A 19618-nucleotide genomic window follows, 5' to 3' on the forward strand; every position below is an offset into this window, starting at 1 on the left:
AGAAGATCATGTCCGCCCGTCCTCCCGTTCTCGTCGATATCAAGTTCAATTCCGAAGGCGTCGCCCGCGTGCTGAAGACGGCGTTTGCCGACCGCGGCAGCATCAATCTCGCCGATCCAGGCGATCGGGCACGCGATCTCCGTGAGGTCGAATACGCGCTTCTCTGGAAACCGGATGCCGACCTTTTCGCGCGGGCGCCGAACCTGAAAGTGATCTTTTCGGGAGGCGCCGGCGTCGACCACATCATCGGCATGGCTGGCCTGCCCGAGATCCCGATCGTTCGCTTCGTCGACCGCAGCCTGACGACCCGCATGAGTGAATGGGTTGTCATGCAATGCCTGATGCATCTGCGCGGGCAATACGCCCATGACAACCACCAGCGGCAACGTGAATGGGCCAAGCTGATCGCGCCGGAGGCGGCGGAAGTGACGGTCGGCGTCATGGGCCTCGGCATTCTCGGGCAGGATGCGGCCGCCAAGCTGAGGGTGATGGGTTTTAACGTCATCGGCTGGTCGCGCAGCCGCAAACAGATCGACGGCGTCGAAACTTTCGATGCCAGCGAGTTGGACGACTTCCTCGCAAGGACCGACATCCTCGTCGGCCTGCTGCCGCTGACGCCTGAAACATCAGGCTTCTATGACGCCGGGCTGTTTGCGAAGCTGCGCCGCAACGGCGCGCTCGGGCAACCGGTCTTCATCAATGCCGGCCGCGGCAAGAGCCAGGTCGAGGCCGATATCGTTTCCGCCATCCGCAACGGTACCCTCGGCGGCGCTTCCCTCGATGTCTTCGAGGCGGAACCGCTTGCATCAGACAACCCATTGTGGGACTTGCAGAACGTCTTCCTCACGCCGCACGACGCGGCCGTCTCCGAAGAAAACGCGCTGTTCCGTCATGTCGAGACGCAGATCGCCCGTTTCGAGCGTGGCGAACCGCTGCAATTCATGGTCGACCGCGCCGCCGGCTATTGAGCTTTCGGAACCTTCCAGACAGCCACCCGTTTCCATTGCGGAAATTCTTGCGGCCGGCAAGGCCGGTTAAGACAGCGGAAGGAGACGATGATGGCGTATCAGACGGAAACACGCTGGGAAAAGTCCGATGGCAAGCTTCACAAGGAAGAGCTGATCCCGCCGGTGAAGGCAAAGCAGGGACGCACGGGTTATCGCATCCTGACGGTGCTGATCGTCGCGCTGGTGCTTGCCTTCGTGGTTTGGATACCGGTCGAGATTTGGGGCAAGCGCGAAGCGAACGAGGTGGCGCCGCAGCAGCCAGGCCAGCAGCTTCAGTCGCAGCAGCCTGCTCCGGCCCCCGCGCCGGCGCTACAGAACGGTACTGCCGTTCCAACCGAAACGCCGAACACCACGCCGGCTGCTCCGAATGTAGCGCCCGCAACGCCGGCCCAGTAATCGTGAGCAAAACCAGTTCACGTCCCGCCGCGACGCTGCGGCGGGACGTTTATTGTTTTGTCTGGACTTTAGCCGCCGATTTTTCGATAAGAAGGCACACGAGCCGGTTTCGTGCGCCGGCCCGGAACTTGGCAGTACCCGGGAATTTGGCAGCACCTGACCGGAGTGGACAGGGGCAGGAATTTCATGGCCAGGACTGATATCGCAAGACGCGTCTACAATCACGCCTGGAAACTCGATCCGATCATCCGCAGCCTGATCGATACCGACTTCTACAAGCTTTTGATGCTGCAGATGATCTGGAAGCTCTATCCTGATGTGAACGCGTCCTTCACCCTCATTAACCGCACCAAACGGGTGCGTCTCGCCGAGGAGCTCGATGAAGGCGAATTGCGCGAGCAGCTCGATCATGCCCGCACGCTGAGGCTCTCCAAGAAGGAGATGATCTGGCTTGCGGGTAACAGTTTCTATGGTCGCGCCCAGATCTTCGAACCGGAATTCCTCGCCTGGCTTTCCAATTTCCAGCTGCCCGAATACGAGCTGTCGAAGAAGGACGGGCAATATGTGCTGGATTTCCACGGATCGTGGAAGGAAACCACCATGTGGGAGATCCCGGCGCTTGCCATCGTCAACGAGTTACGGTCGCGCTCGGCGATGAAGGCGCTCGGCCCCTTCACCCTCGATGTGCTCTATGCCAGGGCCAAGGCGAAGATGTGGTCGAAGGTCGAACGGCTGAAGGAACTGCCGGGCTTACGCATCTCCGATTTCGGCACCCGCCGCCGTCACAGTTTCCTCTGGCAGCGCTGGTGCGTCGAGGCGCTGAAGGAAGGCATCGGGCCGGCCTTTGCCGGTACCAGCAACGTATTGCTGGCGATGGATTCCGATCTCGAGGCCGTCGGCACCAATGCCCACGAGCTGCCGATGGTGGCCGCCGCCCTTGCCGAAACCGACGAGCAGTTGCGCAACGCGCCCTACAAGATCCTGCGCGACTGGAACAAGCTCTATGGCGGCAATCTTCTGATCGTGCTGCCCGATGCCTTTGGCACCGCCGCCTTCCTGCGCGATGCGCCGGAATGGGTCGCCGACTGGACCGGCTTCCGCCCGGACAGTGCGCCGCCGATCGAAGGCGGCGAAAAGATTATCGACTGGTGGAAGAAGATGGGTCGGGATCCGCGCCAGAAGCTGCTGATCTTCTCCGACGGCCTCGATGTCGACGCCATCATCGATACCTACCGGCATTTCGAAGGCCGCGTGCGCATGAGCTTCGGCTGGGGCACCAACCTGACGAATGATTTTTCCGGCTGCGCGCCGATCGAGATCTCCGGCCTCAACCCGATCTCCGTCGTCTGCAAGGTTAGCGACGCCAACGGCCGTCCGGCGGTGAAGCTCTCAGACAACCCGCAGAAGGCGACCGGAGAACCGGCCGAGGTCGAACGCTACCTGAAATTCTTCGGCGCCGAGGACAGGATCGATCAGACCGTTCTGGTGTAGGTCTGGGCCAATGTGCCGCCATCCCGGGGCATATTGATGTGCCCCGCCATCGCATCCTCGATCGACCAACCGAAGCGCCAGGCGTCGAACATCGAGTACCATTCCTGAAAATCGGTGATCGGCAGGATATCCGGCTTCGACATCGGATTGTCGGCCAGACTGCGGCCACGCGCACGGTCCCGTGCGCCACGCTCCTGCATCTCAAGCAGATTCTCGAACATCATTACCCCCGTCTTTATCCCGATTTATGCAACCATGCTAATAAAGCATTGTCGAGTCCGGATGCGACAATTCGGGTTTTTCACAGGATTAGCCCCAATTCGCTAGTTCAAGGGATGATTAGGTCGCAACCGGGCTGGGTCATCTCATAAGACAAGCCGCGTGGCGGCGTCCGAGAGCCGTTCATGCGCTTCGCCATCACGCACAACGAGCACCCGTGACGGGGAGGCTCGACTTCCTGGCTGGGGTCCGCCGCCGAGCCTCCCGGCTGGCCGACCTTGAACAGGCCGGCAGCGCCGACAAGTTGCCGCTTTCCGGCAGGGGCGATCCAACCCAGATGATATCGAGGGCTAACAGCCGGTTAATATCCACCGGCCTCGTCCCGATCTCGTGCAAGGCTATCCGCTCGGGTTTTCAGGCTGCCAATCTGCGAAACCGAGTTCTGATCCGGTCGAGATAATAGTGGCCGGGAGACGGCGCCACCGTCATCGCATGCGCTTCCGAGGAGGGAACGCCTTCGAACAGACGTTCCTCGCCATTCTTGAAACAAATCCTGAGCCGTCCGTCTTCCTGGCTGAAATAGACGGATTTGATGATCTTCGACTTTACCGACAGTTCTTCCACCTGTTTTACCTCTGTTTTTGATTTTGGCAGACGGTAAACCCAAACGTGCAAAGACGCGGTGAAGCTGCATGGTAAAAAATCAGGAATCTTTCGACGCTTTGGACCTCGCCGCGCGCGCCGGAGCGACGGGTTAGATGAGCCCTCTCTTCCATTTCGTTGCGGAAGTTGCTGATACCCAATTCCTGTATTTAGATGGTCCTGCGCGGGGACGAATTGCATTTCCGTCGCTAAAGCCGCTCAAGGGAGAAGCCCCGCTGATCTATACGCACTGATTGTCGTGTCGAAGACCGAAACGTCACCCTTGCTTCGGGCCAAGAGCTGCGCGCCCTCGATGGCTGCGAAGATTGCCATCGCCCTCTGTTGCAGCGCTTGTTTGTCTGTCTCGCGCATTCGGACGGAAAGAACATGCGCCAGCCAGTCGACATTCGCATCAGTAAATCTGTCGACTTCCTTTCTGACCTCGGCTGGCAGATCGCTGTGCTCGGCGGCCATGATGCCCACCAGACACATGCGGTTGTCATTGATCAGAGGCTCACGGAAGACGTCGGTATAATATTTGCTCCAACGCTGTTCATCTTTAGAGCTTGCCGACAGCGTTTCCAGATAGGCGACAAGATCGTCCGTATAACGCCGCGCCAGCGCTACGCCGAGATCGCCTTTGGTTGGAAAATGGTAGTGAACGCTCGCGCTCTTCACCCCAACTTCCTTGGCTAGTTCGCGAAAACTCAAAGCGTTGTAACCATGCGCCTGCACCATGCTGCGGGCGGCTTTGAGAATTGTCTCGCGGGTATCCATCGGCGTCACATTCGTATCCTTGTCTATCTATCGATAGATAACACTTGACAGGATAAAAGAAAAGAACCTTTATTCCGGCATCTATCAATCGATAGATAGATAACAGGCAAAGGGTATTTCCATGAAAATCTATGATCGTGCCGGCTTTCCCAACCCGTCGCGCATTCGCATCGTCTTGGCGGAAAAGGGCGTTGAATCCCAGATAGAATTCGTTTCCGTCGACCTGATCGCAGCGGAACACAAGCAGTCTGCTTTCCTATTGAAGAACGTGTCCGGTGTTGTCCCGATCCTCGAACTCGATGATGGCACCTTCCTTGCCGAATGCACCGCCATCACCGAATATCTCGACAATCTCGACGGTAATCCGACCCTGACCGGCAGGACCCCTCTCGAAAAAGGTCTGATCCACATGATGCAGAAGCGTGCCGACAACATGCTGATCGACAATATCGGTATCTTCTTCCATCACGGTACACCGGGTCTTGGATCCGCACTCGAAGCCCACAAGAGCCCTGAATGGGCGCATCGCAAAGAGTGGGGATTGCGCCATCGCGAATTAGCGATCGAGGGTTTGCGGTACTTCGACGACGTCCTAGCGACCCGGCCGTATGTCGCCGGCGGCACATTTTCAATGGCCGACATTACCGTCTTCGCCGCACTGCTCTTCGCTGGCGCCGCCGGGATTGAAATTCCTGATGGTTGTGCGGCACTCAAGGCGTGGCATGCCCGCGTCTCGGAACTTCCGAGCGTCAAGAACCGCAGCGGACAGAATCTGGAAGCCGAAGACCTGCGCCGCCTCGGTTTCTAGTGCATCGGCTCGAAAATTGGAATCGATTTTCGGAAAGCCGATGCGTGGATTGAAAGAGTTAGAGCACCCTTTGGGCGTCTGAAAGGACGCACGGCGCTCTAGTCGAATGGGCGCTCGCAGGCGGGCACTTCACTGTTCCGTCTTGCGAGCGTCCAAAACACGCAAAGTCCCGTCTGGGCCGTTTCGTCGCGGACGCGAGTGAGATCAAGCTCGATGCGATGGCGCCAATCCGGCGGAAAACGCCGTCAGCAAGGCCTTTCCCTGGCCCCAGTCCTCAAGTCCGCTTTGCCCGTTGATATGGCCGCAAGGACCGATCGCGACTAGACCGCTGCCCCACAGATCCGCTCGCGCACGGGCATGGTCGAGCGTGCCGAAGGGATCATCGGCGCTTGCGATGATCAGAGTGGGGAAGCGCATCTTTTGCGACGGCGGATCGGCGAATCCGGCCGCCTCGTCAGGGAATGACGCGGACTGCGGATCCGGGACCGCCACAAGAAACGCTCCGGCAACGGCAAGTGAAGAAACCTGCTGCCAATGAGCGACCAGCAGACAGGCAAGGCTGTGGGCGACCAGCAGGGGAGGGGTTGCCGATGCGCCGACGGCGCGCTCTAGGGCTGAAATCCAGTCCGCCAGGTCGGGGTTTTCCCAATCGGCTGGTTGAAAACGTCGCATTTCCGGGTTCGACCTTTCCCAGCGTGTTTGCCAATGAGCCTCGCCCGAACCGCCGATCCCCGGCAATATAATGATGTCCTTCATGTCTTTTCCTCTGATCATCCGCGCAGGTGAAAATGATGCATTTTCATTTGCTTCGGAATGAATGATCATCGGAAAACCGCGTCCCTCTCCGATGATTTCAAGGTGATCCCATGGCTTTTCAGGAAAACAATCGGGTACTTCTCGATCCAACCGATATCGCCATTATCGAAGCGATGCAGGAAAATGGACGCATTGCGATTTCCGAACTCGGTCGACGGGTCGGGCTCTCTCAGCCGGCAGCATCAGAACGGGTCAAGCGGCTGGAAGACCGCGGCATCATTGTCGGTTACTCCGCCCGTATCGACCCCACCGCTTTGGGAATTGGAATAACGGCTGTGCTTCGCTTGCGCACGACGCACGAGCATATCAAGGCCTGTCTGAAACAGTTCGCGGAGATGCCGCAGGTCATGGAAGTATTGCGCCTCACTGGAGAGGACTGTTTTCTTTTGAAGGTGCTGGTTCCGTCGCCGGGAGAGCTGGAAACGATCGTTGACACGATCGCGCGTTTTGGGGCCGTGACGACATCTCTGGTGTTGCGCAGTGAGAATCCGAAGCCGATTGGACGCGCCCTGCTCCAGCGACCTTGAGAATATGAGGACGACCAGTGAAGCGTGCCGCCAAAAACGCTTCCGCGTCCCGCTCTCGATACGGTTCGAATCAATATTGAAATGCGGGATATGGCGGACAGGGTGGGATTCGAACCCACGGTACGCTTTCACGTACACACGCGTTCCAGGCGTGCGCCTTAAACCACTCGGCCACCTGTCCTTTTTTGGCGTTCGCGCCCGGATAGGAGCAAATCGTCGGAACGGCGCGATATATACCGATGAATTTTTGCCGATCAACCGAAATCTAACAGTTTTTTGACTTCTTCCGATAAAACTCGCCTCGGCCACTCCATTGTGCTTCACCTCATCGATGACTATGTAATTCTCTAAGGTGGAGAATGGCGCGGCCGGCCGGAATTGTCCGGCATATCGAGCGTCGGAGGAATTGATGCGTTTCCTGTTGCGTCTGGCGAGTCTTGTCGCGCTTGCGGCAGCCGTTATTGCCGGGACCATCGATTCGATCCAATCGGTTGCGGCGTCTTCCGTGGTGATGACGCCGATCTCCGATGCCTGGCAGGATGTGAGCCCGACAACCCTCACGTCGCTGCAATCCTCCCTTTCCTATTATATTCACCCGCGTTTCTACACCTTCATCTTCCAGTGGCTGATGCTCCAGCCGGCCTTTGCCGTTTTCCTGGTGATCGCGCTGCTTCTGTGGATGATCGGCTACAAGAAGCCGCCGGTGGCCGGTCGCTTCACCGCATAGCAAGTGGTTTTGCCGGCACGATCCGGCGAGAAATCCGGGTGGGCATCGCCCGCTCTTCGACCTCGGTATTTGCCGCCGGATTGGCTAGAAAATCCGCATTCGGATGCAAGGAATGTCCAAAAATCAGCCCTGAAGAGCTGATTTTCGGCAATCGCTGCAAATCTTTACCAGCTGAAAAATTTCTGGTGAATTTTTCCGTGAGCCATGCAAGGATGCGCGCAGCCAGGCCTCCGGGGGGAGGTCGGTGGTTCCGCAGACATGCCCAAAAAGGGCTTGCGGGAGGACCCCTAACGAATAGCAACAACAGGGCTGCACAATGAAAAAATCCCTTCTCACTCTCTTTGCCGTGGCTGCCATGTCGACGACGGCGCTTGCCGCCGATGTCAAGCCGGCGCTGGTTTACGGCACCGGCGGGAAGTTCGATAAATCCTTCAACGAGGCGGCCTATAACGGCGCCGAGAAGTTCAAGGCCGAGACCGGCATTGCCTATCGCGACTTCGAGCCGACGGGCGACACCCAGGGCGAACAGGCCATCCGCAATTTCGCCAGCCGCGGTTTCAATCCGGTGGTTGCCGTCTCCTTCGCCTGGACTTCGGCCATCGAGAAGGTTGCAGCCGAATTCCCGGATACCAAGTTCATCATCGTTGACTCCGTCGTCGAAAAGCCGAACGTCCGCTCGGTTGTCTACAAGGAAGAAGAAGGCTCCTACCTCGTCGGCGTTCTCGCCGGCATGGCGTCGAAGTCAGGCAAGGTCGGCTTCGTTGGCGGCATGGACATTCCGCTGATCCGCAAGTTCGAATGCGGCTACGAGCAGGGCGCACGCTCCGTCAAGGCCGATATCGAAGTCTTCCAGAACATGACCGGCACCACGGGCGCTGCCTGGAACGACCCGGTCCGCGGCGGCGAGCTCACCAAGAACCAGATCGACCAGGGCGCTGACGTCGTCTATGCGGCAGCCGGTGCCACCGGCCTCGGCGTTCTGCAGACGGCCGCCGATAACAAGAAGCTGTCGATCGGCGTCGACTCCAACCAGAACTACCTGCATCCGGGCTCGGTCCTGACCTCGATGGTCAAGCGCGTCGACCTCGCCGTTTACAATGCCTATAACGACACCAAGAACGACAAGTTCACCGGTGGCGTCCAGGCGCTTGGCGTCAAGGAAGAGGGTGTCGGCGCTGCGATCGACGAGCATAACAAGTCGCTGATCACGCCGGAAATGCAGGCCGCCGTCGACAAGGCCAAGGCCGACATCATCGCGGGAACCGTCAAGGTTCACGATTACACCTCGGACAACGCTTGCCCGAAGTGATCCGTGCCCGAATGTGATCGACGATTGAGATCGGGCGTATGGCGGAGGGGATTTTCGCCATACGCCCTTTTCTTATTTGGAGCCTGCAGTGACAGATAAGCCCGCTATCGAGCTTGTCGGTATCGACAAGAAGTTCGGTGCCGTCCACGCCAACAAGGACATCAACCTCACCGTTGCCAAGGGGACGATCCACGGCATCATCGGCGAAAACGGTGCCGGCAAATCGACCTTGATGTCGATCATCTACGGTTTCTACCATGCCGACAGCGGCGAGATCCGCGTCAACGGCAATCCCGTCACCATCCGCGACAGCCAGGCGGCGATCGCCACCGGCATCGGCATGGTGCATCAGCATTTCATGCTGGTCGACAATTTTACGGTTCTCGAGAACATCATGCTTGGCGCCGAAGGCGGCATGCTGCTGGCCAGGGGCGTTGCCTCGGCTCGCACCGAGCTCAAGCGGCTGGAAACGGAATATGGCCTGGAGGTCGATCCCGACACGCTGATCGAGGAGCTCCCGGTCGGCCTGCAGCAGCGTGTCGAGATCCTGAAAGCCATGTATCGCGGCGCCGAGATCCTGATCCTCGACGAGCCCACAGGCGTGCTGACCCCGGCGGAGGCCGATCACCTTTTCCGCATCCTCAAGGTGCTGCGCGATCAGGGCAAGACGATCATCCTCATCACCCACAAGCTGCGCGAGATCATGGCAATCACCGATACGGTCTCGGTCATGCGCCGCGGCGAAATGGTCGCGACCCGCAAGACGTCGGAGACGACGGTGGAGGAACTCGCCGAGCTGATGGTCGGCCGCCGCGTGCTGCTGCGCGTGCAGAAGGGCGAGGCGAACCCGCAAGCCGCCGTGCTGTCCGTTCGCAACCTCACGGTCAAGGACAATCGCGGCGTCACCATGGTTGACAACGTCTCCTTCGACGTGCGCGCTGGTGAGATCGTCGGCATCGCCGGTGTCGCCGGCAATGGCCAGTCCGAATTGCTGGAGGCGATTGCCGGCATCCGCAAGCCGACTTCCGGTGAAATTCTGCTCGACGGCCAGACGATCGACAAGGCTGATCCCGCCCGCCTGCGTGATCTCGGCCTCGCTCATATTCCCGAGGATCGTCACCATATGGGCTTGGTGCTGAAATTCGAGGAATATGAAAATTCCGTGCTCGGTTATCATCGCCGCCCAGCCTACAGCAAAGGCCCGCTGCTCGATCTCGAAGCGATCCGCAAGGATGCGATGGAGAAGATCGAGAAATACGACATCCGTCCGCCGAACCCGCGGCTGAAGACGGCGAATTTCTCCGGCGGCAACCAGCAGAAGATCGTCGTTGCCCGCGAGATCGAACGCGATCCGAAGATGCTGATCATCGGCCAGCCGACACGTGGCGTCGATATCGGCGCCATCGAATTCATCCACCGGCGGATCATCGAAATGCGCGACGCGGGCAAGGCGATCCTGCTCGTCTCCGTCGAACTCGATGAAATCCGCTCCCTTTCAGACCGTATCCTTGTCATGTTTGCCGGCCATATCGTCGGCGAGAAGACGCCCGATGCCGGTGAACAGACCCTCGGCCTGATGATGGCCGGCATTGCCGCGTGAGGCCTTTATGAGCACTGCTTCCGTTCCGCTACCAAACTGGATCAACTACGGCCTCATCCCGCTTTTGAACCTCGTCGTCGCCTTCCTGATCTCCGGCTTCGTCGTCTGGCTGATCGGCGAGAGCCCGCTCGATGCGCTGTCGCTGCTGATCCAGGGCGCGCTCGGCAATGGCGAAGGCATCGGCTTCACGCTATATTACGCGACGAGCTTCATCTTCACCGGCCTCTCCGTCGCGGTGGCGATCCATGCCGGCCTCTTCAACATCGGTTCCGAAGGCCAGGCCTATGTCGGCGGCCTCGGCTGCGCGCTGGTGGCGCTGGCGCTCGATCGTTACGTGCCGTGGTATGTGACGATGCCGATCGCCGTCGCCGGCGCCGGCCTGTTCGGTGCAGCCTGGGCCTTCATCCCGGCCTTCCTGCAGGCAAAACGCGGCAGCCACATCGTCATCACGACGATCATGTTCAACTATATCGGCGCAGCACTGATGGTGTACCTCCTGGTGCATGTGCTGATCGTACCGGGCAAAATGGCGCCGGAAACCCGCACCTTCCTCGAAGGCGGCCAATTGCCGAAGCTCGGTTGGGTCATGCAGCTGTTCGGCGCCAAGCTGGGGGCTGCCCCGTTCAACGTCTCCTTCATCATTGCGCTCGTCGTCAGTTACCTCGTCTGGTTGCTCGTCTGGCGCACCAAGCTCGGTTTCGAGATGCGCACGCTGGGCGTCAGCCCGACGGCGGCCGCCTATGCCGGCATTCCCTATGCCCGCACTGTGATCATCGCCATGCTGCTCTCCGGCGCGCTCGCCGGCATGATGGCGCTGAACCCCGTCATGGGCTCGTCGGCCCGTCTGCAGGTGGAATTCGTCGGTGGTGCCGGCTTCGTCGGCATCGCCGTCTCGCTAATGGGCCGCAACCATCCGCTCGGCATCATCATGGCAGCGATCCTCTTCGGTATTCTTTACCAGGGCGGTGACTGGATATCCTTCGAAATGCCGAACATCACCCGCGAGATGATCCTCGTCATCCAGGGTCTGGTGATCCTCTTTGCCGGCGCGCTGGAATATATGTTCCGGCCGGCGATGGTGCGTCTCTACCAACAGTTCAAGCGCGGTTAAGGAGCGGGCGATGGATTATTATGACATCTTCATCAGCGTTCTGAGCTCGACCATCCGCCTGTCGATCCCGCTGATCTTCACGGCCCTTGCCGGTCTGTTTTCGGAGCGCGCCGGTATCTTCGATATCGGCCTCGAGGGTAAGATGTTGGGCTCGGCCTTTGCCGCCGCCTGCGTTGCCTATCTCACCGATTCGGCCTGGCTCGGGCTCGGGGCCGGCATCCTCTGTTCGATGGCGCTGAGCCTGGTGCATGGCTTTGCCTCGATCACCAACCGCGGCAACCAGATCGTCTCCGGTGTCGCAATCAACTTCTTCATCGCCGGCATCACCATCGTGCTTGGGCAGGCCTGGTTCGGCCAGGGCGGACGCACGCCGCAGCTGTCGCCGGATTCGCGCTTCGCGCCGATCATCCTGCCGGGCGCCGATGCCGCCCGTGGCATACCGATCATCGGCCCGATCTATGCCAATGTCATATCCGGTAACAATATCCTCACCTACCTCGCCTTTCTCGCCGTGCCGTTTTCCTGGTGGGTGCTTTACCGCACACGTTTCGGCCTGCGGCTGCGCGCCGTCGGCGAAAACCCGGGTGCGGTCGATACGGCCGGCATCTCGGTCGCCTGGCTGCGTTACCGTGCCGTCATGTGTGCCGGCATTCTCTGCGGCTTTGCCGGCACCTATCTGGCAATCGCCCAGTCCGCCGCCTTCATCAAGGACATGTCGGCCGGCAAGGGCTACATCGCGCTCGCAGCTCTCGTCTTCGCCAAGTGGAAGCCGGTACCCGTCATGTTTGCCTGCTTGCTCTTCGGCTTCCTCGATGCGCTGGCAAATTTCATGCAGGGAAAGCAGGTGCCGCTAATCGGCGAAGTGCCGGTTCAGGTTTTCCAGGCGCTGCCCTATGTTCTGACCTGCGTCTTGCTTGCCGGCTTCATCGGTGTCGCGACCCCGCCAAAAGCCGGTGGCGTGCCCTATACGAAGGAGCGTTGATATGTCTCACGATCTGTTCGAAGCCGCCCGCGGCGCCATGGCCTTTGCCCATGCGCCCTATTCGAAATTTCCGGTCGGCGCGGCGATCCGCGCCGAGGACGGCAAGGTCTATACCGGCGCCAACATCGAAAACCTCTCCTTTCCGCAAGGATGGTGCGCCGAGCCGACGGCGATCAGCGCCATGATCATGGGTGGCGCGAAGAAGATCGTCGAAATGGCCGTCATTGCCGAGAAGCTGCCGCTCTGCCCACCCTGCGGCGGCTGCCGCCAGAAGATCTCCGAATTCGCCTCCAAGGAGACAAAGATCTACCTCTGCGATGAGGCGGGCGTGAAGAAGACCATGACGATGGAAGAGCTTCTTCCCTTCAGCTTCGAGACCGAACTCGGATGAAGGCGACGGTCAGCCTGCTCGCCGCACTGCTCGGCGGCATCAAGCCGCGCCACGGCATCGTGCTCGGCTCCGGCCTCGGCTCCCTTGTCGGTGAGCTGGACGGCGCCGTCCGTGTCCCGTATCGCGACCTGCCGGGCTTTCCTGTCAGTGCGGTCTCCGGCCATGCAGGCGAAGTCGTCGCCGGCCGCCTCGGCGGCGTGCCTGTCGTCATGCTCTCCGGCCGTGTGCATTATTACGAAAAGGGCGATGCCAACGCCATGCGCCTGCCGATCGAGGTGCTGAAGGCGCTCGGCGTCGAAGCGCTGATCCTGACCAATTCGGCCGGATCGTTGCGTGACGACATGCCGCCCGGTTCGGTGATGCAGATCACCGACCATATCAACTATTCCGGCATGAACCCGCTGATCGGCGAGGAAAGCGATCATCGTTTCGTCGGCATGACCAATGCTTATGATGCCGGGCTTGCCGCAGCGATGCAGAGGGCAGCGGCAAAGCTTAAAATCGAGCTGGCGCGGGGTGTCTATATGTGGTTCTCCGGTCCAAGCTTCGAAACGCCGGCGGAAATCCGCATGGCGCGCATCCTTGGCGCCGATGCCGTGGGCATGTCGACGGTGCCCGAGGTTATCATCGCAAGAATGCTGGGCCTGAGGGTTGCTGCCGCCTCCGTTATCACCAACTATGGGGCAGGCATGACCGGCAATGAGCTCAGCCATGAAGAAACCAAGGACATGGCGCCCATCGGTGGCGCCCGTCTCGCCGCCATACTGAAAGACATGATTGCGGCTAGAACAGGATGATTTTAGGCCGGGTCGGCCTAAAATCTGAATCCTGTTCTAAATTATATAGTTAGAGCATGATGTCGTCCGAAAACCGCCCACACTTTGGCACCATGCTCTAGAGGAAGCAAAGATGAATGGCCATTCCAACCGGGAAACGGCGGCTGTCGCCCTTTCTCTTCTCGATCTCACCAATTTGAAGGATGATTGCACCGAGGCGCAGATTGACGCGCTCTGCGCCCGCGCGCAGACGCCCTACGGCAACAGTGCTGCGATCTGCATCTGGCCGCGGTTCGTCGCTCAGGCCCGCAATATCCTTGGCACCGGGCATGCCGTGCGTATCGCGACCGTCGTCAACCTCCCCTCTGGCGAGTTGGAAGTGGCCGATGTCGCTGCCGAAGCACGCGAGGCGATTGCCGATGGCGCCGATGAGATCGATCTGGTCATTCCCTACCGCAAGCTGCTCGCCGGCAACGAGACGGCGGTGACCGACATGGTCAAGGCCGTGCGCGCCGAATGCGCCGGCCCCGTTCTTCTGAAGGTCATCATCGAGACTGGCGAGCTGAAGGATGCGGCATTGATCCGCCGTGCCTCCGAACTCGCCATCGAAGCCGGCGCCGATTTCATCAAGACCTCCACTGGCAAGGTCGCCGTCAACGCGACGCTCGAAGCCGCCGACATCATGATCCGCGCTATCCGCGAAAGCGGCCGCAAGGTCGGCTTCAAGCCGGCAGGCGGTATCGGCTCGGTGGCCGATGCCGCACTCTATCTGAGCCTTGCCGAAACCATTATGACACCGGACTGGCCGATGCCGTCGACCTTCCGCTTCGGCGCTTCCGACCTGCTCGACGATATCCTGGCGGTTCTAAGTGGAACACAGTCGGCACCGGCTGCGGCGTCGAGCTACTGAAATGATTCCGCAGGAGATCATTCGGCGTAAGCGCGATGGCGACGAACTCGACGCCGCCGATATCAGGTCCTTCATCGCGGCACTCGCTGCCGGTCGATTGTCGGAAGGCCAGATCGGCGCATTTGCCATGGCTGTCTGGTTCAAGGGCATGTCGCGGGCCGAGACCGTGGCCTTGACGCTGGCGATGGCCGATTCCGGCGGCAGGCTGCAATGGGCCGATATCGACCGCCCGATCGCCGACAAACATTCGACCGGCGGCGTCGGCGACAATGTTTCGCTGATGCTGGCGCCGATCGCCGCCGCCTGCGGCCTCGCCGTTCCGATGATCTCCGGACGTGGCCTCGGCCATACCGGCGGCACGCTGGATAAGCTCGAATCCATTCCCGGCTATATGATCACCCCGGATGCCGACCTGTTCCACAAGGTCGTGAAGGAGGCGGGATGCGCCATCATCGGCCAGACAGGCACCTTGGCGCCCGCCGACGGCAGGCTCTATGCCGTGCGCGATGTGACCGCCACGGTCGATTCCATTCCCCTCATCACCGCTTCTATTCTCTCGAAGAAACTTGCGGCCGGGCTCGAGACGCTGGTGCTCGACGTCAAGGTCGGCAACGGCGCTTTCATGGCTGACCGCGGCCAGGCGGAGATCTTGGCGCAGTCGCTGGTCGAGGTGGCCAATGGCGCGGGCGTGAAGACCTCGGCCCTGATCACCGACATGAACCAGCCGCTCGCCGATAGTGCCGGCAATGCCGTCGAGATGCGCAACTGCCTGGATTTCCTGGCAGGCAGGAAAAGGGACACGCGGCTCGATATCGTCGTTTTCGCCTTCGCCGCCGAGATGCTGGTGAAATCGGGCGTCGCCGCTTCGCCTGATGAAGCCGAGGGGATGGCGCGTCAGGCCCTGTCGTCGGGAAAGGCGGCAGAGGTCTTCGCGCGTATGGTATCGATGCTCGGCGGCCCGGCTGATCTCATCGAAAATCCCGACCGATATCTAGTCAGGGCGCCGGTCGAAAAGCCCGTGCCGGCGGCCCGGTCCGGCTGGCTCTCCGCTTGTGATGCGCGCGGTATCGGCGTCAGTGTCATCGATCTTGGCGGCGGAAGACGCCATCCGGCGGACCGGATCGACCATCGCGTCGGCTTTTCCGACCTCCTGCCGCTTGGCACCCGTGTGACCGCGGGCGAACCGATCGCGCTGATTCATGCCGCTGACGACGTAGCGGCGGAGAGAGCGGCTGCGGCACTTGCCGCGCACTACCGCATCACCGACGACAGGCCGGAGCTGACACCGGTAATTGCGGGCCTGATCTGACGCGGTTTATTGTTTGAGGCTGAGCGAACCGTCGGCGACGGAATAGGAGGCGAGCTTCTGCAGGAAACTCATGCCGACCAGCGTCGTCGTCAGCGCATCGTCCCTCAGGACGAAGGCTTCGACATCGCGGACGCGAATGCCGCCGATTTCGACCCGGTCGAGTGTCACATGCGCGGCCTTCGTCTGGCCGTTCGCAGTGTTCACCCCGTAACGGAAATCGAGCTGGTTGGCGGTGAAGCCCAGGCGGCGGGCGAGCGTCTCGTTGAGCGCCACATAGGTGGCGCCGGTATCGATCAGACCCTGCACCGGCTTGCCGTTGATCTTGAAGCTGCCGGTATAGTGGCCCTGCGCATCGGCCCGCAGGCGGATCGCATTGCTGCCGTAGACGGGCTCCGGTGCGGCCGGTTGGTCGGTTTGGGTCGATACGTAATTGGCGGAGAGGGCGTCAGCAGACTGCTGGCTGGTGCTTCCGAAGAAGGAAGGCACCTGTGTGGCGAGCACTGCGGCGATGCTGGCGAATAGGACGGTACGCACGAGCATGAAACAGAAATCCTTCCTGTATAAACCCCGCTTCATGCGGGGCCTCATGCTTCAGACTTCCTAAACCTCAAGTGCTGATAAGTTGCTAATATCGGCGACAAAAGGCCCGGAGCGAACCACCGGGCCGTAAAGTCTTTGATTTGGTAAAGGAAGGCTGAAATTACTTGGTGCCGTACATGCGATCGCCGGCATCGCCGAGGCCGGGCACGATGTAGCCCTTCTCGTTGAGATGACTGTCGATCGATGCGGTGAAAACCGGAACATCGGGATGCGCGGCGCGGAAGTTGCGGATGCCTTCCGGGGCGGCAAGCAGGCAGAGGAAGCGGATATTGTGGGCGCCGCGCTCCTTGAGCTTGTCGATTGCCGCGATCGAGGAATTGCCGGTCGCAAGCATCGGGTCGACGACGATGATCAGCCGCTCGGCCACGTCCTCCGGCGCCTTGAAGTAATATTCGACCGGCTGCAGCGTCTCGTGGTCGCGGTAGACGCCGATATGCGAGACGCGCGCGGAAGGCACGAGATCGAGCATGCCTTCGAGCAGTCCGTTGCCGGCGCGCAGGATCGAGGCGAAGACCAGCTTCTTGCCCTCGAGGATCGGCGACTCCATAGTCTGCAGCGGTGTCTCGATCGTTTCCATTGTCAGTTCGAGATCGCGGGTCACCTCGTAGCAGAGCAGTGTCGAGATTTCGCGCAGCAAGCGCCGGAAACTTCCCGTCGATGTCTCCTTGCGCCGCATGATGGTGAGCTTGTGCTGCACAAGTGGATGATCGATGACCGTGACGCCGTCCATGGGGAAGCCTTTCATTCTTTCTATCGAATGTTTCTTTCACGGAAATCGACCTGACTGCAAGAGTGACCGTCAATTTGCGTCGATCTTCCCCAGTCCGTGGAGTCTTTTAAAGCCGGGCGAGCAAAGCCTTCCGCGTCTCATTGTCGACGAAGGCGGCCTCGATCGCAGTGCGCGTCATCGCGTCGATCTCCGCGTCGCCGAAGCCGAAAGCCCCGGCGGCAAGCTCGTATTCTCGCTTGAGCGAGGTATGGAAGAAAGGCGGATCGTCTGAGCTGATCGTCACCCGCACGCCTGCTTCCTTCAGATGGCGCAGCGGATGGGAAGCGAAATCGGGAAACACCCCGAGCGCGATATTGGAGCCCGGGCAGATCTCGAGCACGGTGCCGAGATCGGCAAGCCGCTTCACCAGATCGAGATCCTCGATAGCGCGCACGCCATGACCGATGCGCGAGGGGCGCACCGCATCGAGCGCGTCGGCGACGCTGAAGGCGCCGCAGACCTCGCCGGCGTGGATGGTCAGCCCAAGGCCGGCATCGCGAGCGATATCGAAGGCGCGGGCATAATCGGCGACGCGCCCCATGCGCTCCTCGCCGGCAAGGTTGAAACCGGTAATCAGAGGATTGCCGGCCTTTGCCGCATATTCGGCAGCACCAACCACGCTCTCCGGACCGAAATGCCGCTCGCCGGTGACGATCAGCCGGGCCTCGATGCCGCTCTTTTCCCTGGCCCGCCGGATGCCTTCGCAGATACCTGATATATAGGCATCGGCACCCAGCCCGATGCGCTTACCGTGGTCGGGCGAAACGATGAGCTCGCTGTAGATCGTATTGATGCCGGCGAGTTCGTCGAGATAGGTTTCGGTCAGAAGCGCATAGTCCTCCTCGGTCCTGTAGACCTCGGAAACCTTGTCGTAACATTCGAGGAAGCTTGCGAAATCATGCCAGACATAGGCCCCGTCGCGAAGCTGTGCGCTGATGTCGACGCCATATTTCCGCGCCTGCGCCGCAGTCAGAACTGGAGGTGCCGCACCCTCCAGATGGCAGTGCAGTTCGACCTTCTTCAAATGCGATGTCACAGAAAGCTCCTTCCGTGCGGTCCGGTCGGGATGCCGAGATGCCGAGCGATGCTCTCGCCGATATCGGCATAGCTGCGGCGCACGCCGATCGAACGTGACCGGATGCCGGGGCCATAGGCGATAACAGGCACGCGCTCGCGCGTATGGTCCGTGCCGCGCCAGGTCGGATCGCAGCCATGATCGGCGGTGAGCACGACGAGATCGCCGGGCTTCAGCTTCTTGTGGACTTCGGGCAAGCGCGCATCGAAAGCTTCGAGCGCCGCGGCATAACCCGGCACATCGCGGCGATGGCCGTAGATCATGTCGAAATCGACGAAATTGGTGAAGACGAGATCGCCGTCTTCAGCTTCGTCGATCGCCGAGAGCGACGCATCCATCAGCGCCTCGTTGCCGTTTGCCTTGATGACCCTGGAAATCCCCTGATGCGCGAAGATATCGCCGATCTTTCCCACCGCGTGCACGTGTCGGCCGTGCTGGATAAGCCGGTCGAGCAGCGTCGGCTCCGGCGGCAGCACGGAGAAGTCGCGCCGGTTTCCTGTGCGCTGGAAGCTAGAGGCAGACTGGCCGATGAAGGGCCGGGCGATGACGCGGCCGATATTGTAAGGATCGAGCAGCCCCCTGGCCAAACGGCAGAAGGCGAGTAGACGATCGAGGCCGAAATGCACCTCGTGTGCGGCGACCTGAAAGACCGAATCCGAGGAGGTATAGCAGATCGGCCTGCCGGTGCGGATATGGTCCTCGCCGAGCCGGGCGATGATCTCGGTTCCCGAGGCATGGCAGTTGCCGAGAATGCCGGGCACGTCAGCCTCCCTGCACAATGCCTCGATGAATTCCTGAGGAAAGGCGTCTCCCTCCGTCGGGAAATAACCCCAATCGAAACTGACAGGTGTTCCCGCGATCTCCCAATGACCTGATGGCGTATCCTTGCCGCGAGAGATTTCGGTGGCGGCGCCATAAATACCGTAAACCTTCTCCGGGACGGGCATGCCGGCCGGAAACCGGCCCGACGCCGATCGCGCAATGTGCATCAGCCCGAGTTCCGACATATTGGGCAGGGAAAGCGGCCCTTCGCGCAATCCAGCGCGATCTCCGGCGCCGGCTGCGCAGAACTCGGCGATATGGCCGAGCGTATCGGCGCCTTCGTCGCCATAGGTCGCCGCATCCGGCGCTCCGCCGACACCGAAGGAATCCAGAACGAAAAGAAAGGTACGCGCCATTTTACACCCGAGAGAGCCGATCGCCGGCCTCTGGAATGTCGGAGGCGGCTGAGATCCAGCCATATAATGCTGCGCTCGGCTTGGCAAATTACAGCGCCGCGCGTCTTTTCAAGACGTGCAAAGGACGCTGTAACACTTAGACTTGCTGCATAATTCCCTAAATCGATTTCGATTTAGGGAATTATGCAGCAGAGAAGA

General features: G+C 60.4%; 22 protein-coding genes and 1 tRNA gene. 14 read left to right on the forward strand and 9 right to left on the reverse strand.

Going from position 1 to position 19618, the window contains the following annotated elements; translation table 11 throughout:
• Positions 1-8: 8 nt before the first annotated feature.
• The 3 genes from ELH03_RS22670 to pncB all read left to right on the forward strand — a co-directional run bounded on the left by ELH03_RS22670 (position 9) and on the right by pncB (position 2894).
• Positions 9-968, forward strand: a complete 960-nt coding sequence (locus tag ELH03_RS22670; protein WP_128404538.1) for a 2-hydroxyacid dehydrogenase — start codon at positions 9-11, stop codon at positions 966-968.
• A gap of 87 nt (positions 969-1055) precedes the next feature.
• Positions 1056-1403, forward strand: coding sequence for a hypothetical protein (locus ELH03_RS22675; RefSeq protein WP_197730005.1), 348 nt, complete (start codon positions 1056-1058; stop codon positions 1401-1403).
• A 186-nt stretch (positions 1404-1589) separates the two neighbouring features.
• The gene (gene pncB / locus ELH03_RS22680; RefSeq protein WP_011650004.1) at positions 1590-2894 is read left to right on the forward strand and encodes a nicotinate phosphoribosyltransferase; all 1305 of its coding nucleotides are present in this window, start codon (positions 1590-1592) and stop codon (positions 2892-2894) included.
• Here pncB and ELH03_RS22685 read toward each other — a convergent pair.
• From ELH03_RS22685 to ELH03_RS22695, 3 genes are all read right to left on the reverse strand, one after another.
• Positions 2876-3115: a CrpP-related protein gene (locus ELH03_RS22685; protein WP_018244322.1), complete on the reverse strand. Its 240-nt coding sequence runs from the start codon at positions 3113-3115 to the stop codon at positions 2876-2878. The genes pncB and ELH03_RS22685 overlap by 19 nt on opposite strands.
• Before the next feature lie 412 nt (positions 3116-3527).
• Positions 3528-3737 (reverse strand): KTSC domain-containing protein, encoded by a 210-nt coding sequence (locus ELH03_RS22690; protein WP_003555857.1) that lies wholly within the window; start codon positions 3735-3737, stop codon positions 3528-3530.
• 237 nt (positions 3738-3974) lie between these two features.
• Positions 3975-4532: a TetR/AcrR family transcriptional regulator gene (locus ELH03_RS22695; protein WP_130766732.1), complete on the reverse strand. Its 558-nt coding sequence runs from the start codon at positions 4530-4532 to the stop codon at positions 3975-3977.
• Positions 4533-4653: 121 nt separating this feature from the next.
• Here ELH03_RS22695 and ELH03_RS22700 point away from each other — a divergent pair, with 121 nt between their 5' ends.
• On the forward strand, positions 4654-5340 hold the full coding sequence (locus ELH03_RS22700) for a glutathione S-transferase family protein (protein WP_128404540.1): 687 nt from the start codon (positions 4654-4656) through the stop codon (positions 5338-5340).
• Positions 5341-5544: 204 nt separating this feature from the next.
• On the opposite strand, the gene ELH03_RS22705 is transcribed toward ELH03_RS22700, so the two are convergent.
• Positions 5545-6165 carry an RBBP9/YdeN family alpha/beta hydrolase gene (locus ELH03_RS22705; RefSeq protein ID WP_128409931.1) on the reverse strand — a complete coding sequence of 207 codons (621 nt, stop codon included), beginning with the start codon at positions 6163-6165 and terminating at the stop codon, positions 5545-5547.
• 41 nt (positions 6166-6206) lie between these two features.
• Here ELH03_RS22705 and ELH03_RS22710 point away from each other — a divergent pair, with 41 nt between their 5' ends.
• The gene (locus ELH03_RS22710; RefSeq protein WP_130766660.1) at positions 6207-6683 is read left to right on the forward strand and encodes an Lrp/AsnC family transcriptional regulator; all 477 of its coding nucleotides are present in this window, start codon (positions 6207-6209) and stop codon (positions 6681-6683) included.
• Positions 6684-6774: 91 nt separating this feature from the next.
• On the opposite strand, the gene ELH03_RS22715 is transcribed toward ELH03_RS22710, so the two are convergent.
• Positions 6775-6864, reverse strand: a tRNA-Ser gene (locus ELH03_RS22715).
• 228 nt (positions 6865-7092) lie between these two features.
• On the opposite strand from ELH03_RS22715, the gene ELH03_RS22720 reads away from it, so the two are divergent.
• From ELH03_RS22720 to deoA, 9 genes are all read left to right on the forward strand, one after another.
• Positions 7093-7410: a hypothetical protein gene (locus ELH03_RS22720; protein WP_018070333.1), complete on the forward strand. Its 318-nt coding sequence runs from the start codon at positions 7093-7095 to the stop codon at positions 7408-7410.
• A gap of 316 nt (positions 7411-7726) precedes the next feature.
• Positions 7727-8719, forward strand: coding sequence for a BMP family lipoprotein (locus ELH03_RS22725; protein WP_128404542.1), 993 nt, complete (start codon positions 7727-7729; stop codon positions 8717-8719).
• 88 nt (positions 8720-8807) lie between these two features.
• The gene (locus tag ELH03_RS22730) at positions 8808-10319 is read left to right on the forward strand and encodes an ABC transporter ATP-binding protein (protein ID WP_128404543.1); all 1512 of its coding nucleotides are present in this window, start codon (positions 8808-8810) and stop codon (positions 10317-10319) included.
• 7 nt (positions 10320-10326) lie between these two features.
• Positions 10327-11430, forward strand: coding sequence for an ABC transporter permease (locus ELH03_RS22735; protein ID WP_128404544.1), 1104 nt, complete (start codon positions 10327-10329; stop codon positions 11428-11430).
• Between the two features lie 10 nt (positions 11431-11440).
• Positions 11441-12412 carry an ABC transporter permease gene (locus tag ELH03_RS22740; RefSeq protein ID WP_128404545.1) on the forward strand — a complete coding sequence of 324 codons (972 nt, stop codon included), beginning with the start codon at positions 11441-11443 and terminating at the stop codon, positions 12410-12412.
• Between the two features lies 1 nt (position 12413).
• Positions 12414-12803: a cytidine deaminase gene (locus ELH03_RS22745; protein WP_003555864.1), complete on the forward strand. Its 390-nt coding sequence runs from the start codon at positions 12414-12416 to the stop codon at positions 12801-12803.
• On the forward strand, positions 12800-13600 hold the full coding sequence (locus ELH03_RS22750; RefSeq protein WP_130659438.1) for a purine-nucleoside phosphorylase: 801 nt from the start codon (positions 12800-12802) through the stop codon (positions 13598-13600). Before ELH03_RS22745 ends, ELH03_RS22750 begins: the two co-directional genes overlap by 4 nt.
• Before the next feature lie 112 nt (positions 13601-13712).
• Positions 13713-14489, forward strand: coding sequence for a deoxyribose-phosphate aldolase (deoC, locus tag ELH03_RS22755; RefSeq protein WP_130659439.1), 777 nt, complete (start codon positions 13713-13715; stop codon positions 14487-14489).
• A gap of 1 nt (position 14490) precedes the next feature.
• On the forward strand, positions 14491-15798 hold the full coding sequence (gene deoA, locus ELH03_RS22760) for a thymidine phosphorylase (protein ID WP_130766661.1): 1308 nt from the start codon (positions 14491-14493) through the stop codon (positions 15796-15798).
• 6 nt (positions 15799-15804) lie between these two features.
• On the opposite strand, the gene ELH03_RS22765 is transcribed toward deoA, so the two are convergent.
• From ELH03_RS22765 to ELH03_RS22780, 4 genes are all read right to left on the reverse strand, one after another.
• Complete coding sequence (locus ELH03_RS22765; RefSeq protein ID WP_128404548.1) at positions 15805-16374, reverse strand: TIGR02281 family clan AA aspartic protease; 570 nt, start codon at positions 16372-16374, stop codon at positions 15805-15807.
• A gap of 124 nt (positions 16375-16498) precedes the next feature.
• Positions 16499-17128: a uracil phosphoribosyltransferase gene (upp, locus tag ELH03_RS22770; protein WP_012759721.1), complete on the reverse strand. Its 630-nt coding sequence runs from the start codon at positions 17126-17128 to the stop codon at positions 16499-16501.
• 106 nt (positions 17129-17234) lie between these two features.
• Complete coding sequence (locus tag ELH03_RS22775; RefSeq protein WP_130766662.1) at positions 17235-18203, reverse strand: adenosine deaminase; 969 nt, start codon at positions 18201-18203, stop codon at positions 17235-17237.
• A complete protein-coding gene (locus ELH03_RS22780; protein WP_130766663.1) occupies positions 18200-19420 on the reverse strand; it encodes a phosphopentomutase in 1221 nt (406 codons plus the stop codon). The genes ELH03_RS22775 and ELH03_RS22780 overlap by 4 nt, the downstream gene beginning before the upstream one ends.
• Positions 19421-19618 lie beyond the last annotated feature (198 nt).

Source organism: Rhizobium beringeri (genome assembly GCF_004306515.1).
In the GTDB taxonomy this organism is placed as follows: Bacteria; Pseudomonadota; Alphaproteobacteria; order Rhizobiales; family Rhizobiaceae; genus Rhizobium; species Rhizobium beringeri.